The 15,354-nt window shown below is 52.2% G+C and carries 11 protein-coding genes; 3 read left to right on the forward strand and 8 right to left on the reverse strand.

Translation table 11 applies throughout. The features are described 5' to 3' along the window. Positions 1 to 172: 172 nt before the first annotated feature. Positions 173 to 3,139, reverse strand: coding sequence for an L-glutamate gamma-semialdehyde dehydrogenase (gene pruA, locus ACP5D4_RS17685; protein ID WP_428012938.1), 2,967 nt, complete (start codon positions 3,137 to 3,139; stop codon positions 173 to 175). A 201-nt stretch (positions 3,140 to 3,340) separates the two neighbouring features. Between pruA and ACP5D4_RS17690 the strand changes: the two genes are divergently transcribed. Next, the gene (locus tag ACP5D4_RS17690; RefSeq protein WP_428012939.1) at positions 3,341 to 3,769 is read left to right on the forward strand and encodes a Dabb family protein; all 429 of its coding nucleotides are present in this window, start codon (positions 3,341 to 3,343) and stop codon (positions 3,767 to 3,769) included. A gap of 212 nt (positions 3,770 to 3,981) precedes the next feature. Here the strand turns inward: ACP5D4_RS17690 and ACP5D4_RS17695 are convergent, their stop codons facing one another. The 4 genes from ACP5D4_RS17695 to ACP5D4_RS17710 all read right to left on the reverse strand — a co-directional run bounded on the left by ACP5D4_RS17695 (position 3,982) and on the right by ACP5D4_RS17710 (position 7,402). Further along, the gene (locus ACP5D4_RS17695) at positions 3,982 to 4,323 is read right to left on the reverse strand and encodes a hypothetical protein (RefSeq protein ID WP_428012940.1); all 342 of its coding nucleotides are present in this window, start codon (positions 4,321 to 4,323) and stop codon (positions 3,982 to 3,984) included. A 480-nt stretch (positions 4,324 to 4,803) separates the two neighbouring features. Beyond that, a complete protein-coding gene (locus ACP5D4_RS17700; RefSeq protein WP_428012941.1) occupies positions 4,804 to 5,094 on the reverse strand; it encodes an FmdB family zinc ribbon protein in 291 nt (96 codons plus the stop codon). A 24-nt stretch (positions 5,095 to 5,118) separates the two neighbouring features. Next, complete coding sequence (fmdA, locus tag ACP5D4_RS17705; RefSeq protein WP_428012942.1) at positions 5,119 to 6,306, reverse strand: formamidase; 1,188 nt, start codon at positions 6,304 to 6,306, stop codon at positions 5,119 to 5,121. A gap of 739 nt (positions 6,307 to 7,045) precedes the next feature. Beyond that, positions 7,046 to 7,402 carry a hypothetical protein gene (locus ACP5D4_RS17710; RefSeq protein WP_428012943.1) on the reverse strand — a complete coding sequence of 119 codons (357 nt, stop codon included), beginning with the start codon at positions 7,400 to 7,402 and terminating at the stop codon, positions 7,046 to 7,048. A 230-nt stretch (positions 7,403 to 7,632) separates the two neighbouring features. Here ACP5D4_RS17710 and ACP5D4_RS17715 point away from each other — a divergent pair, with 230 nt between their 5' ends. Beyond that, positions 7,633 to 8,472 carry a dual specificity protein phosphatase family protein gene (locus ACP5D4_RS17715; protein WP_428012944.1) on the forward strand — a complete coding sequence of 280 codons (840 nt, stop codon included), beginning with the start codon at positions 7,633 to 7,635 and terminating at the stop codon, positions 8,470 to 8,472. A gap of 114 nt (positions 8,473 to 8,586) precedes the next feature. Here ACP5D4_RS17715 and ACP5D4_RS17720 read toward each other — a convergent pair whose 3' ends face one another. Both ACP5D4_RS17720 and ACP5D4_RS17725 read right to left on the reverse strand, forming a co-directional pair. Beyond that, entirely contained in the window at positions 8,587 to 9,426 is an 840-nt protein-coding gene (locus ACP5D4_RS17720) for a DUF4114 domain-containing protein (RefSeq protein WP_428012945.1), read from the reverse strand. Positions 9,427 to 9,879: 453 nt separating this feature from the next. Next, positions 9,880 to 12,072 carry a DUF5682 family protein gene (locus ACP5D4_RS17725; RefSeq protein ID WP_428012946.1) on the reverse strand — a complete coding sequence of 731 codons (2,193 nt, stop codon included), beginning with the start codon at positions 12,070 to 12,072 and terminating at the stop codon, positions 9,880 to 9,882. A gap of 385 nt (positions 12,073 to 12,457) precedes the next feature. On the opposite strand from ACP5D4_RS17725, the gene ACP5D4_RS17730 reads away from it, so the two are divergent. Then, positions 12,458 to 14,251, forward strand: coding sequence for a methyl-accepting chemotaxis protein (locus tag ACP5D4_RS17730; protein ID WP_428012947.1), 1,794 nt, complete (start codon positions 12,458 to 12,460; stop codon positions 14,249 to 14,251). Between the two features lie 70 nt (positions 14,252 to 14,321). On the opposite strand, the gene ACP5D4_RS17735 is transcribed toward ACP5D4_RS17730, so the two are convergent. Continuing rightward, positions 14,322 to 14,780, reverse strand: coding sequence for a Spy/CpxP family protein refolding chaperone (locus tag ACP5D4_RS17735; protein ID WP_428012948.1), 459 nt, complete (start codon positions 14,778 to 14,780; stop codon positions 14,322 to 14,324). Between the last annotated feature and the right edge of the window lie 574 nt (positions 14,781 to 15,354).

Here is a 15,354-nt window from a genome sequence, read left to right on the forward strand (position 1 = left end):
CCAATTTGGACTAGACACCCTCAAGACCATTTTTAGAATGAAATAGCCCTGGGTATGTTACGCGGTCAAAACATGGCTTTGAAATCTCGTTAATGAGATTTCCGCGTAACGCACCGACTGCAATATTTTAAAAGTTGTCGGGCGAGCGTTTTCCACCCGACAAACTCCAAACTTATTCCGTACCTTCAATCGGGGCGAAACCGTGACGCTGGATGTTTTCCGTAATGGTTCGCGGTTCTAAAAATTGTAAAACGTAATCCGAACCGCCCGCCTTAGAACCCACACCAGACAGTTTGAAACCGCCAAAAGGTTGGCGAGACACGATCGCCCCCGTAATTCCCCGGTTAATGTAGAGATTTCCCACTTCAAACTCCGCCATTGCGCGATCGATATGAGACGGAGTACGGGAATACAACCCACCCGTCAAGGCGTAATTCGTCGAATTCGCCACCGTTAAGGCTTCGTCGAAATCCTTCACTTTCAACACCGCCAATACCGGGCCGAAAATCTCCTCTTGGGCGATCGTCGCCTCGGGAGAAATTTCTGTAAACACCACCGGACCGACGAAATAACCGGGTTCGGGAGAGGGTATTTCGATCGCCACTTTCCCCTCTTCTTTCCCGTTTTGAATAGACTCGCGAATCCGTTGCTGGGCTTTGGCGTCAATCACCGGCCCCACTTGCGTACTGGGTTTCGACGCATCTCCCACGTTGAGCGATCGCACGGCTTCGACTAACCGCGACATAAAGGTATCGTACACAGATTCAACAACAACAGCTCGCGAACAAGCCGAACATTTCTGTCCGCTGTAGCCAAACGCCGACTGAACCACACCCGCCACGGCTTGGTCTAAATCGGCACTTTCATCAATAATAACGGCGTTTTTACCGCCCATCTCTGCAATCACCCGTTTCAAATGTTTTTGTCCCGGTTGTAACACCGCCGCGTCGCGGTAAATCTGACATCCCACTTCCTGGGAACCCGTAAAGACGATGGTATTGATGTCGGGATGTTTCACCAAATGCGCCCCCACTGTCGAACCTTTTCCGGGGATAAATTGAAACACGCCTTTGGGAATTCCCGCTTCGATGAGGATTTCCGCTAATTTCGCCGCGATGACGCTGGAAACTTCTGCGGGTTTCAACAGGGTGCAGTTTCCCGCCACCAGCGAGGCGACTGTCATTCCGGTGGGAATGGCGAGGGGGAAGTTCCAAGGGGAAATGACGAGGGTGATTCCCCGAGGTTGGTAGTGGTAACGGTTGTTTTCGCCGGGGATGTCGTAGTTCGCCCCGGATTCGAGACGTTCCATTTCGTCGGCGTAGTAGCGACAGAAATCGATCGCTTCGGAAACTTCCGCATCTCCCTGTTTTAACGGTTTCCCCACTTCAAACACCATGACGGCGTTGAGTTCGTGGCGACGCTGTTCGAGGAGTTCGGCGGCTTGGCGAAGTATGGCGGCGCGATCGCTGGCTGGGGTTCGCCGCCACTGTTGAAATGCAGCTTTGGCGGTGGCGACAGCGAAATCGGCTTGTTCGATGGAAATTTGTCCGACAATTCCCACCACTTCTTCGGGATTGGAGGGATTGAGAGAGTTTACGGTGTTGGCGGTTTCGCGGTATTCGCCGTCAATCCAGGGGCGATAGGATTTTCCGAGTTGTGGGCGCAATTGTGCGATCGCTGTCAATCCTGCATCTCGTACCGCTGCGTCGGCGTAATCGCTATCGGCGGCGTTGGGGAAGGGTAACGCATCGGGAGCGAATTCGGGTTTTTCGGGATCGGGTTTGGGCGGGGCGATTAACGCCTCGATGGGGCGATTTTCTAAGTTCTGACGCAAAAAGGAACTGTTCGCCGTGTTTTCCAGCAACCGCCGAATGAGATAGGACATCCCCGGTAACAGTTCGCCGTAAGGACAGTATACGCGCACGCGATGTCCCCGCTGGGCGAGGACTTTCGCCAGTTTGTCCCCCATTCCGTAGAGAACTTGCATTTCGAGGCGGCGAGGGGGGATTTTTAGGGTTTCGGCGATCGCGCAGGCTAAGGCTTGCGATCGAACGTTGTGGCTTCCGATGGCTGCATAGATATAGTCGTGATTTTCCAACAACAGCTGCGTCAACCGCTCGAAGTTGGCGTCTGTGGCGGCTTTGTCGTTGTACACGGGCTGTTTCCAGCGGTGTTGTTGCGATCGAATCGTCTCGCGATCCCAATACGCTCCTTTGACTAAGCGTACCGTCACCGGGGTTCCCCGTTCCTTCGCCCAGTTGATTAATCCCTGTAAATCCCGTTGCGACTCGCGAAGGTAGCCTTGAATCGTCATTCCGATGTCGCTGCGATGGCGAAACTCCTCTTCGAGAAGGATTTTTTTGAGAATCGCCAGGGTGAGATCCTTATATTCGTACTGTTCCATGTCGAAGTGAATCGCCGCCCCCACTTTCGCGGCGTGACGCAGCAAGTCGCGGATGCGATCGCTGACGCGGCTTTCGCTTCCAGCGGCGTCGAGGGGATCGAATTGGGAGTAAAAGGCGGTGAGTTTGACGGAAACTTGCACTCGCGGAAGGGGTTCGCCCTCGGCTTCGTCGATTTGCGGAACGGTTTTCCAGGTTTTCGCCGCCTCTGATAGCGTCGTCATCAATTCCAGGTAGCGATCGAAATACTGTTGCGCTTCGGCTTCGGTGATGACGGCTTCCCCGAGGAGATCGATGGTAAACGCCAAGTTGTCTTTGCGGAGGCGTTCGACGGTTTTGGCGACTTTGGCTAAGTTCTCTCCGGCGATGTATTTATACGCCAGGGTTTCGACGCCTGTTGAAACCGTCGTCGCCGCCAGTTGTCCCGGTACGGAGTCGCCGCCGCTAAAATTAATCAGTTGTTTGAGAGCGTCGGGAAGTTCGACTTCTTCGGCGGTGAGGTATTCTTGCAGGTGACGGGCGATTTCGGCTTTGCTTCGCAAGGCGGGTAAGCAGTCGATGAAGCGGAACAACTGCACCCGCAAACCGGGGTTACTCATGGCCCAGTCGAGGAGTTTGTCGTCCCAGCGCATTCGATCGCGCATTTTGGCGAAAAAACTCCCTTTTTCGCGGGTTGCGGCCAGAAGTTCGCGGGCGATTTCTTGGGTTCGGGCTTCGTAGGGATGGCTGGCTGTCATGGGTGCGATCGCTGCTGAATTTAAGTTAACGAATTGACGTGAACGAAAGGGGGTTGTTAAGAAACGGAAACGATCTTAATTTTAGGCGATTGGGTTAACCCCCGTTCCCCCGTGGATTGCCGTTTTTGTTAAGGTTCGATCGTTTTATTTTTTAGGATTGTTGCGGGTTCTTTTTTTTGATTCTGTAAAAACGGTGACAGCATGAACGCTTCGGCTGTGGTTTTGTTAGGTGCAGCGTTGTTGTCTTTCGACGGTGGCTTTGGCGTCAATCTGGCGCAAGGTAATCCCTCGTCAGACGAGACTTTAGACAATACGTTAATTCGCCATATCGTCCTCGTCGATCTCAAATCGAACCTTTCTGATTCGGATGTTGAGGAATTCTTGGAAGTGGCGGAAGTGCAGTTAGGAAAAATCCCCGGTGTGCTGACGGTGGATTTCGGACGACAAGCCAGAGGCGATCGATCGGTTCATATTGCCGATTACGATATTGCGGTTTACATGGAATTCGAGAGTCTCGAGGCGCTCGATCGCTATCAATCTCATCCCGTTCACCAACAGTTTTTACAACAAAATCAACATCTTTGGAACGGAATTCGCGTTTTAGACTTTTTCGGAAGTTATAATCTCTAAATCCTGCTCGAAAATTTAAATTGATTAGATCGGAGTCTCTACACTCAGTCGATCTGTTTTTGGGTTGAGCGATCGCTACACCCAACCTACTTCAAACTCCCATTTTTCAACAGATCCCCGGCATCTTGGAGATGCCGGGGATCTCGCGATTTACAAATCACAAAAAGGACAAAAAGACAAGTGTTTTAACGTATCTTAAAGAAGTTGAAACCTTAAAACAACGATTCCAGTTCTTGGCGAAGTCGAGTATAATTCGCCACTCGTCCGACAATGAGACAATCATCGCCCGCTTCTCGAAAAATTCGTTCCCAATAACGGACGCGATCGTCGTGTTTTAGCCAAAAATTAACGATCGCACCCACGACTTCATCCCAATCCCAATCGGGTTTCTGATGGACGAGTTCCGTGGATTTCACAAAGCCATCTAACGTACAGTCGTAGCTTCCGAGATAGGCTTTACTGCGTTGGGGGGTTTTCTCCTGTTCCTGCTGTTGGTTGAAAAAGTTTAAAACCGGGGTGACAGTTACGATGTCAAAGTCAAATCGGTAAGTCATAGCCGCGAAAAACAAGACGGGTGATAGCGAAAAGAGGCGATCGATCCTCCGTTCCACAGGGCTAAAATACCGGGTTCGAGACAGGATTCGCTTAGCACTCGCCGTCCGAGAGTGCTAACCTTAAAACAAAACGGGGTGTGAGTTCTCCTCACACCCCAGTTACGGCACAGATTGGCGTTTCCAAGCTTACAGGTTCGTTCGTACACGGTCTCGAAAAAGGGATTTTCGATCGCTTTTCCTTATTCTACTCTCCCAAACGCCAATCGGCTAGGGTTCGCGACAACTTGTAAAAAAAGTTCACCCTTTACATAGGGAAGTAACGCCAGTCTTTCTGACATTTATTCTGAAGTCGCGGCGTTTCTAGCAACGGCGTTACGGAGTTTAAAGAAAACATTAAAACAAAATAAAAAACGTGGCATTCAATGCCACGTTAAAGTAGGAGAATCCAGGCAATTTAACCGAGGTTCGACAGCCAAACTTTTAACCGGAGGGATACCGCTGTGGAGAATGTCCCACCATCCACGGACGCCCGCTTTGAGAGGGTTGGTAACGCGGTGGCGTGGGATCTCGTTGCGCCTTCACCAGGCGGGGTTCTGGATTGGAAGAGGAGCGGCGAAACGAACCGGAATTGAGATTCACCATCGGCGGGGAAAAGATGCGTTGGGCGACGGCTTCGCATTGCGGACAATGAATCGGCGTGTCTCGTTCGGCGATGGTACGCCACGCTTCAAATTCACCGCAACTCGAGCATCGATATTCGTAAAGAGGCATACAGACAGTTCGGGTAAGGTATGGTTAAGTCGGTAAAATGTCGCGATCGAAAATGGCGGTAGGCAAGGCTAAGGTACAGCAGGCGTTGGGAATATCAACGATACCGCTGATGCGACCTTCCACGGGGGCGCAACTGAGGAGTAAATAGGCTTGTTCGCCAGTAAATCCGAATTTTTTCAGATATTTGATCGCGTTGAGACAGGCGCGACGATAGGATACGTGAGCGTCGAGATAGTACTGTTCGCCGCTAAACTCATCGACGGAAATGCCCTCGAAAATCAAATATTCTGAATAGTGCGGTTCTACGGGTCCGGGTTTGAAAATGGGGTTGACCATGCCGTATTTTTCCACGCCGCCCTTGATAATATCGACGTGCAGATCGATGTAACCCGACATTTCGATCGCACCACAAAAGGAGATTTCACCGTCCCCTTGGGAAAAGTGAATGTCTCCCATGGAGAGTTTCGCCCCGTCTACGTACACCGGAAAGTAAATCCGAGAGCCTTTAGAAAGGTTTTTAATATCGCAGTTTCCGCCGTGTTCGCGAGGGGGAACGGTACGGGCGGCTTCGGCGGCCACGCGATCGAACTCGGAACTCGCTAACTTTCCTAAAATGGCTTTATCGGGGTTGGGAAGTGCCGCCAGGGGCGGAACCTGCGGCTTCCACGGCGGACCGCCTTTGTCCACTAAGGCTTTCTCGCGGCGGTTCCACTCCGCCAGCAATTCGTGAGACGGCGCACATCCAATTAAGCCGGGGTGCGTAATACCTGCAAAGCGAACGCCGGGAATGTGGCGAGAGGAGGTATAAATTCCTTGTAAGTCCCAGATGGCTTTGGCCGCCTCGGGAAAATGGTCTGTGAGGAACCCGCCGCCGTTGTCGCGGGCGAAAATGCCTGTAAATCCCCATTCGTCGCCGGGTAACGCCCCGATATCGAGCAAATCCACCACCAGAATATCGCCGGGTTCTGCGCCGTTGACGTGAATCGGACCGCTGAGAACGTGAACGACGTTGAGATTGACATCGCGAATGTCGCTGGGATCGTCGTTGTTTTTGATTTGTCCGTCGGTCCAGTCTTTGCATTCGATGCGGAACACATCGCCGGGATTGACGGAGACGACGGCGGGAATCTCCGGGTGCCATCGGTTGTGACCCGGAAGTTCCTGCTCGTTCATCGGTTTGGTCAAATCGACTTTGAAGAGGGGTTCTGGCATAATCGTCCTCTGGTGATGTCGAAAAAAAACGGCGGTTTTTCGGGTACGCGAAACCACCGAAAAACGCGAATGCGTCCCCAAGACGACAGGTGCAGTTGGCAACGCCAACGAGAATCGAGACCCGTGAGAAAGTTGGTCGAAACTGAGTTTAGCTAAAGCAGCAGAAGCCCCGCGCTCTGGCGTAGCCGAGCGTCGGGATGAATGCGAGCGAGTTGACGATTCCACCCCAGAGTCGAATTCTAAGCGCAGCGTGGAACAGCGCCGGGGTGGATGAGGAAACGAGCCAATCTTGGTACAATTGGTACGTCTTGACCATCCCTGCCGTAAGCGAAAACCAAGCTAATAGGTACATGTTGCAAGAAAAAGTATGGGTCTTGGGAACCAGGACTTCTGCCCTTGGAGGCAGTGTAAGACCAAAGGAACTGCGAAGTTCTGGAGGCTACGGCCAATGAATTGGGAAGCCCGTGCTGTACCGTAGGTCAGCGTCGGGTAGTTCACACAGGCTTAACTTAAAGGGTCTCTCGAGGACGGTCTTGTTACCGTTGTTACGAAAGTGCGATCGACTCTGTGGGGATCGATCGCACCCAATGAAAACGATTACACAAAAACGCCGCAACAATTTACGGTTACGACGTTCGATAATGAAAATGATTATCTATATCCAGATAGTTTGTTAGGATATGAAGACAATTGCAGGGCAATTTTCGAGGAAGATCGATCGAAACCTCCCCAAAAATCCCTAAACCAACTGATAGGGTGCTTCCCAAGAGTCCAACTCGCGGGGGTTTCCTCCGAGAAACGCGGCTTCCCACACTTCCCCATCGGGATCGACTTGCAAGCCTTGATAGCCGTAGCCCCAAAAATCGACGATCGCCAGTTGTTGAGTCTCGTCGAACGCTTCGATTTCAAGGGTTTGGTGATGCGCCTCCGTTACCGTAAGCCTTTCTACGTTTTGCAAGCCGGGATACCAAGTATCGCTGGGCGGCGCGAAACTCCAAAACGTCCCATCGTCGTACTGTCCGCGCCAAATTTGCGTGTGAATCGGAACCTGCTGCCGGATATAAATTGTAATTCGTTCTTTAATGAAATCGTCCATTCGATAGGTTTTGAAGTCGGCTTTTTGATAATACAAAAATTTCGGTTTTATATTATAACACGAAATTGGCTGGCATTAAAAAAAGACAAAAAACGTTAACTTGAACCCAATTTTTAGAATTTTATAAAAATATCGTTTGGGCGATCGATCCCTGAATAATCGAGGATTGAGACAGGAGATATCGCTCCGTTTGCTAACCTAGAGAAACGAAACACGCTCGATCGATCGCCATGTCTGAAACCTCCCGCTTCACCTTCGCGGAAATCGTCGAACTCCATCCGCCCCTCAACGATCGCCTGACGCGGTATATGTTAGAAAACTTCGGCGTCACCCTAAAACTCCGCAGTCCTCACCCCGCCGAAACCCTGCAAGTGCAACTGTGGACGAACGCACACAGCAAATACAACAGCGACGGCAACTGGCACGCGATCGACCTGCCCTATCAAACCAGCCTCGACGACGTACACTGGTTTGAAGGGGGCTTTTTCCCCACCAGTCAAGGCAAATACGAATACACCTATCGCCTGCGAGTCGAAGGCGAAAACCGTCCCTGGCAGTGGTTGGGACATCCCCAACACAACGGAACGCTTCATATTAAAGCCCCGTCCGAAGCCATGCCTTGGACTCAAGGTCCGAGTTGCGTCGCCGTATTGCCCCGTCTCTATATCGGGAATTACATCGCCGCCTCCCAAGCGGAAAAACTGGGGGTCGATGCGGTGTTGAACATGGCCGAAGAACTGACGCTGACTTATCCCCCGGACGCCGACATCGCCTATTGCCAACTCGGTACCCCCGACGGCGCCCAAAACCCCATCGAGGAGGAACTCCTCGAAAAAGCCGTCCGCTGGATTGACGATCGCCTCGCAGAAGGACGGCGTAAAATCTTAATCAACTGTCGTGCGGGAATCGGCCGCAGCGGGTCGGTGATGGTGGCCTATTGCTTCGCCAAAAATCCCGAGTGGACTTACGTTGAAACGGTGGAATTCGTCTGGAGTCGCAAGCCGAGTATTTACCCCCACCGACAGTTACAGGAAAGTCTCGAACGATTGTTTCCCCGTCAGGGTCGTTAAGGCGAATCCCAAAAATCCCAAAAATCCCAAAAATCCCAAAAAATCCCCTGGTGTCCTCAAAAGACCCAGGGGATTGCTTTTCACCGACTAAGCTTGTTTTTGGAAAAACCGGGTTTAGGCGCGATCGCGACGGCGGCGCAACGCCAAGGCACCGGCGATCGCAGAAAGTCCCAAAATTGTAGAGGGTTCGGGAACTGAAGCGTTACCGATTTCGCGGTTGTTGGCGGCACCGAAGTCGATGGCAAACACCACATCGTTGAAGTCAGCATCGCCACCTCCCCAGAGGTCTTCGTAACCGACGATGAGGAAATCTTTATAGAAATATCCCATCGCGTGCTGTTTTCCGTCGGGGTTGGAGGCAGTATCGACACTGTACATCGCATCGACGCTCTGTCCGTCTACGGATTTGGTAATTCCGCCGTTGCGTCCGTCGGCCACGAGGAGGAAATCGAGAACCGTTCCGGCTTGAAAGTCTCCTAATTCGACGAAATCGCCCACGTTGAGGGGGCTCTCTTGAACTGAACTTCCGTCTAAGGCGGTTTCGGGGTTGGCGCAAAAGTCGCTGAATCCGTCGAGGCTGGATTGTTCGCTGGGACTGCAAGAGGTATCGCCGAAGATTTTCGTTTGTTCTTGAACGATGGTATCGCCCATCCAAGCCCGGAAGTCGAGTTGGTTGCGGTAGGTTCCAGCGGTTTCGCCGATGAAATAGGCTTTCACGTTATGGTCGTATTTCAGCTCGAAGGCTGATAAATCGACTCGGTGAGCGCCAATGGTGGCAAGATCGAGATCTCTGGCTTCCTTCCCGACGAAATCGGAAAGTTCGGGAAGTATGCTTTGAAAATCGTCTGGTGCTTCGTCTCTAGATTTGATTTCAAATCCGTGGGCTGGAACTGTCGCAACTAGGAGACTGGCGACAGCCGTGGCAGAAATCGATGTCAGTGTTGTGAGTTTCATAGGATCGGTTCTCGTAATTCAAGCGAGTTTTGGTCTGACCTGACAACCGAGATTTGCTGATGTGTCGCACCCCGATTTCGCGTTCGAGTCTGAAGCGAAGTTTTATTCGTTGCGACAGAACTAGATCTGTTGTTTTCAATGCACCCCGACCTCGGCGTCGGTTGGCTGAACTTCCATAGAGAGAGAATTCTCCGGGTACGGCTCAGCTACATAAACCTCCTATTTATGACGTTAACACCCTTAATTTGCTTTTGGATAAATTTAAATTAAAGTGTTGATAAAACTTTTTATAAAGTTCGGGTAAACTCGGATTTGTTTTTGGGTATTCAGTGTTTTTAATTAGATGTTTGTGACGATAAAAAATCAGGGACGATCGAACTTCTCAGGAATTTTACTGAAACTCCCCCCACGCTATCTTGAGTATAGTTATGGAGTGATTTTTCGATCGATCCTTTAACCGAGTAGTGTTTCCAAACCGTTCAGGACGAGATCGGCTCGATCGACCTCGATCTCGATTCTCGATTCGAGGGAATCCTTGCCGTTCCCCCAGAGGTTCTGTCCCAATTGGCGGCGTTCGGCGGGGGTAAAGGTGGCAAAGGTGCGCCGCAGTAGGGGTAAGACGGCGACGAAAGCCGTTTCGGGAATCGATCGCAACCATCGATCGAGAATCCCAAACAAGCGATCGTCGTGCAACAACAGCAAACCACTTCCTTGCAAAAACCCTTCTACCCAGCCCGCTGCTTGGGTGGGGTCGTTGGCTTGGGAAAGGGCTAAACTCATGTAGCGGGAGGTGGCGTCGGCATCGATGGCGCCGCCATCGAACAACAGACGACAGGTTCCGCCCCGCAGCAATCCGGGCGATCGATCTCGCTCGAGAAGGGTTTGCAAGGCATCTCGCCACTGCTGGCGATAGTCCTGCTGTTGCAGCAGGGCGATGGCACCGTTAGCCGCCAAAATTTGCTGAAAGCGCAATCGCGCCGCTTCCTCTTCGAGCCTCACACAAGCCCCCGGTAACTCCACGCAACAGCGCACCACCAACCGATCTAACACCCGCTGGACCGTCGTCGTATCCGTTTGGCGCACGTTTCCGTAACGGCGAATTCGCGCCAACGGCGGGAGCGACTCCAGAAAATGGCCGACATCTTGCGTCGCCGCCGACACCGCTTCCACGCGATCGAGTAACGTTAGTACCGCCTGGGGCAAAGCCGCCCACAACACCTCATCGAGCAGTTCCGTTAACTGGGGCAAGGTCTCGGCGGTTTCTCCTCGGTGGCGGCTACAGTCGGCGGCGGCGTCTTCTACGGTATTGCCCCACACCGAGGCTTCCACCAGGGCGATTTCCAACTCCGGACGCCACCGCAACTCCCAGGATTCTTTAAAAGTTCCCAAACCGTCAGCCTGCTGGGGTTTTCCCCAGGGAATCCCCAGGAGGTTCAGGCGGTGTAGGAAGTGCGATCGCTCTAAATCCAGGGGTTTTCGCAAATCCAAGGTGAGGCTTTTCGGCGTCGCCTGCGGTTTCAAGCGCAATTGTTTTTGTAACTGTCGCAAATCCTGTTGTAGCGGCGTTGTGGGAGCCTCTGGCGGCACTTCTCCGATGCGATCGCCCACGATTAACTGTTCCCACACCAAGCGCATTGGCAAATCCGAACCGTTACCCATCACCGCCACCGTGGCGTCGTTGAGATCGGCTAATCCCGGAATCGGGCGATCGCGCAACGCCGCCAGAGTTTCCGCCAGACGCACCGCCTCAATAACCTCCGCCGAGGAAGCATCTAACCCCTGACCGCGCAGAAACCCCGCCACCCGCGTCATCCAGCGCAGAGCCACTTCCGAAATCGGTAAATTTCCCACGTCCCAGAGGTGGCGATACCAACCGGGGGAGGCGACGCCAGCCCCGTACCCGCCGCGATCGCAGAGTCGATCGTCCGTCCAAGGCACCCACGTCGCGCAGACAGCGGTTTTCGGCAAGCCTTTGAGGAGGGCGTTATCCACCTTGGCCGGAGGCATTTCCGCCAAAGCGGGGGCGTGCCAAGCCCCACAGACGACGGCGATGCGATCGAACCCCGCTTTCTGGGCTTGGCGAATCCTCTTCCGCATATAGGCTTCCCGCATCGCTTCGACATCTTCGAGCCAATCCACCTGTTCCCGCAACGCCGTCATCGCTTCGAGAATGCCCTCGAACAAATCCGTGGCGTCGCGACGCCGTTCCACGATGGACTCCCACCAACTTTCGCCGTCTTCGTACCCGGCGGCCCGGGCCAGTTGTCCGAGGGGGTCGCGGCGTACCACTGTGACTTCTTCGGGAACCTCGCGGGGGGGCAGTTCCCGCAGGGCGAAGCGATGCCGCTGCGGTAAGTCCATCCACTGCACGGAGAGGTTATGGGTTAAGCCGTAAAGGAGACTTTGCCACTCGGGGGAATAGACGGCAAAGGGGTAGTAAACTGCCTGTTGGGGTCGATCGCGAACGTAAAGCAATAAGGCCACGGGCGGCACCATTTCCGGACGCGCCGCCAGAGAGAGAATCGCTTCGGCTTCCGGCGGTCCTTCGATGAGAATGGCGTCCGGTTGCCAACTGTTGAAGGCTTGTAAGACACTGCGAGCCGAACCCGGCCCGTGATGGCGAATCCCGAAAATCCGAACAGTCATGAGTTTCCCAATGGCGGCGAGGGAAGATCGCGCACTTCGCTGCGAAGATATATCTTCTTATTTTACCCAATTTACGGACTCGAACTCACAGCAGTTCCCTCATCAATCGAGCTTTATGTTTTGTAAAAAAAAGGCGATCGCGCGAGATTTTTGGTTGATTTAGACATAGAATAAAATCCTTGCCATGTCCTCCAGAATCCCCTAAATACCCTTGTGATTCGTTTTGATCGGTGATAAAATAGAATTGTTATTTGCTTGTTCTATATCGAGTCGAACGCAGCCGTCTCCTGTGAGCCAAGGTCGATTTTACTTTTTAGGGAACAGGCATCTCTAAATATACCAACTTAAAACAATTAAACCGAGTCTATTAATGTTAAATCCAAGCATGAAATCGCAGCAAAAATCAAAAGGATTGCGCGTAAAAGCTGCCGCCATCGCCGTCGCAATCGGGACGATTCCCGTCCTCATCGTGGGGGGTTTGTCATACTTCACCACCAACCAAAATTTGCGCCAAAAAGTCTTGCAAACCCAGAACGAGCAAACGAGGCAAATCGCCGAACGCCTCGAGGATTTTATGTTAGAGCGGTATGGAGATATTTGGGCAATTTCCAACCTGCCGACATTTTCCGACAATCGCGTCTCAGAAATCCTTGACAAACCCGCCAAAGAATCCCTACTCAATACAGCCGTAAACGCCTATCAAATTTACGATAGTTTAGCCGTTTTCGATGCCAACGGTAGCGTTCTCTTAAAATCAGACGGACAGGTCAGTACCCAACATATCGATCGACCCTACTTCCAAGCAGCTCTACAAAGCAATCGTCCCGTTATCAGCCAACCGGAAATCTCTCCAGCCACCGGGGAACTGTCCCTTTATATCACCGCACCCCTTCGCGAAAATACCACGGGGCAATTTCAGGGTCTTTTAAGAGCCAGACTCCCCGTCAGCCAACTCATCGACTTAGTTGAGATCCCCGAAAAAACCGACCGCAAGCACGTTCACATCGTCGACAGTTCCGGACAATCGTTTATTAACATCAACAGCCAGGCCCCCGGAAAAGACGTTTTTCAAACCTTTCCCCTTGTCCAAGAAGCCTACGACAGCGAGCAAGTGCAATTCGGTGTGGTGGACAACCTAGAAGGCAACAGGCAACGGGTCATGTCAGTGGTGCCGCTGCGGGACTCCGATCGAACGACCGCCCTCAACTGGAGTGTTATCATCGATACCGATCCCGACCTGGCCTTTGCCGCTTCCAACCAACTCCTACAAACCATCGGCTTCGGCACCCTAGCCACCCTCGTCAGCGTCGCCGTTATCGCCGTGGTGGTCAGTCTCTTCATCACCGAACCGATGATTCAGCGCATTACCTCCGTGGTACAAACCATCGTTAGCGCCTCTAGCCAAATGGCCGCCACCGTCGAACAGCAAGAGCGCACCCTCAACCAGCAAGCCGCTTCTGTCAACGAGTCCACCACCACGGCGGACGAACTCAACGCCTCCTCCCAACGGTCTGCTGAACGCGCCGAAGCTGCCGAACGTCAAGCGCAACAGGTGTTAAGACTGGCTGAAGACGGTACGCTGTCGGTGGAACAAACCTTGGCGGGGATGCAAGACTTACAGAACAAAGTGGAAACCATCGCCGGACAAATTTCGCAACTGAGCGAGTTCACCCGTCAAATCGGTACGATTTCCACCCTCGTCAGCGATTTAGCCAACCAAACCAATATGCTGGCGCTGAACGCCTCCGTGGAAGCGGTGCGGGCTGGAGAATACGGTAAAGGTTTCGCCGTCGTCGCCAGCGAAATTCGTAAACTCGCCGACCAAAGTCGCAGTTCGGCGCAAAAAATTGACAATCTCGTTTCGACGATTCAATCAGCCATTGATACGACGGTTATGGCTACCGAAGACGGAACTAAAACCGTGGCGAATACGATGACTGTCGCCAACACCACCGCCGATAAATTTATCGGCGTCAAAGAGGCGATTCGAGAAATCGTCGTGGGTTTCCAACAAATCGCCGCCACCGCCAACCAACAGGCCCGCGCCATCGAGCAACTGGTGGAAGCCATGAACGCCCTCGATCGCGGCGTCAGCGAAACCGCCAGCGGCATTAGCCAAACCCGCCTCGGCAGCCAGGATCTCAACCAAGCCGCCCTGACGTTACAGAGTATGATTTGATAGGTTTTTTAGACCGGATGGGGTGACCGGAAATTCTCGATTTCGCCGTCTCGATTTCCGGCGGTTTGGCTCAAAGTTGGGCAGCTTCGATATTGGCTTCGAGTCGCTCTCGCTGTTCTGGGGTGAAAATGGGGGCGACTTGTAATCCCGTCATTTGCAAGACGCGATCGAGTTGAGTTTTCTGTTCCTCGGTGAGTTCCATCGCTTCAACCGCGCGATCGAGGGGTTGTCCGTCCATCATCATGCGGTGGAAGCGGTTTTGTTGTTCCAGGCTGAGAATGCGATCCATGCGGGCCCGGGTTTGTTCGAGGATCGGACGTAACATCGCTTCTTGTTGAGGCGAAATATTAATTCCCGCAAACAAGGGCATTTCTACGACTTGCGCGAATAACGTCTGCGTGTCGAGGCTTTGAACTTGCTTGAGGGAAGCGAGGCGGGACGCGGGACGAGCTAGGGTACGCAGCGGAACGGCGGACAGCAGAAACAGGGCGATCGTACTAATTCCTAGGAGTTTGACAGTGTGGTTCATGGGTTGTGAGGAATAACGGTAAGTTGCAAACGACCTCGAGGTTGAGGGTAGCGATCGGGCGTTTCGGTTGGGTTCGATAGACGAGCCGATTTCGCGAAAGTTTCGCACGACACTTCGCGAAACGGTCGATGGGGCCATGCGATCGCACTTCGATCGCACTCTCTTTAAGATACAAAATTTGTCGAGAAATTCCTGAAAAGTGGGCGATCGCGCTCCAATTTTTTATACTTTTTGGGCAAGCGAGAGCGGTTCTCACTCTATGAATGCCTCTAAAGATTCAGATTATTGCTATCTTTTTAATGTTAAAAATATCGACAACAAAACAGGGAGTTTATTGTTTTTTAAAAGGTCTTTTATTGCTTTACAAAAGGCGAGATTAAAAACGGAATTTAGATTTTAAAATTCCCATAATTTTCCCTCAAATCATAACATTCAACAATCGATAAAAAACCGAAATAATTCGCGATAAATACCCCAGGGCATCTAAGCGGGTACCCCATCCAGCAATTTGCCAAAATCAAATATAGCAATCCTAAGTCAATTGTGGCAATTCATAGAAGTGAAACTCAAGATC

Source organism: Baaleninema sp. (genome assembly GCF_049974805.1).
Classification (GTDB): domain Bacteria; phylum Cyanobacteriota; class Cyanobacteriia; order Cyanobacteriales; family Geitlerinemataceae; genus Baaleninema.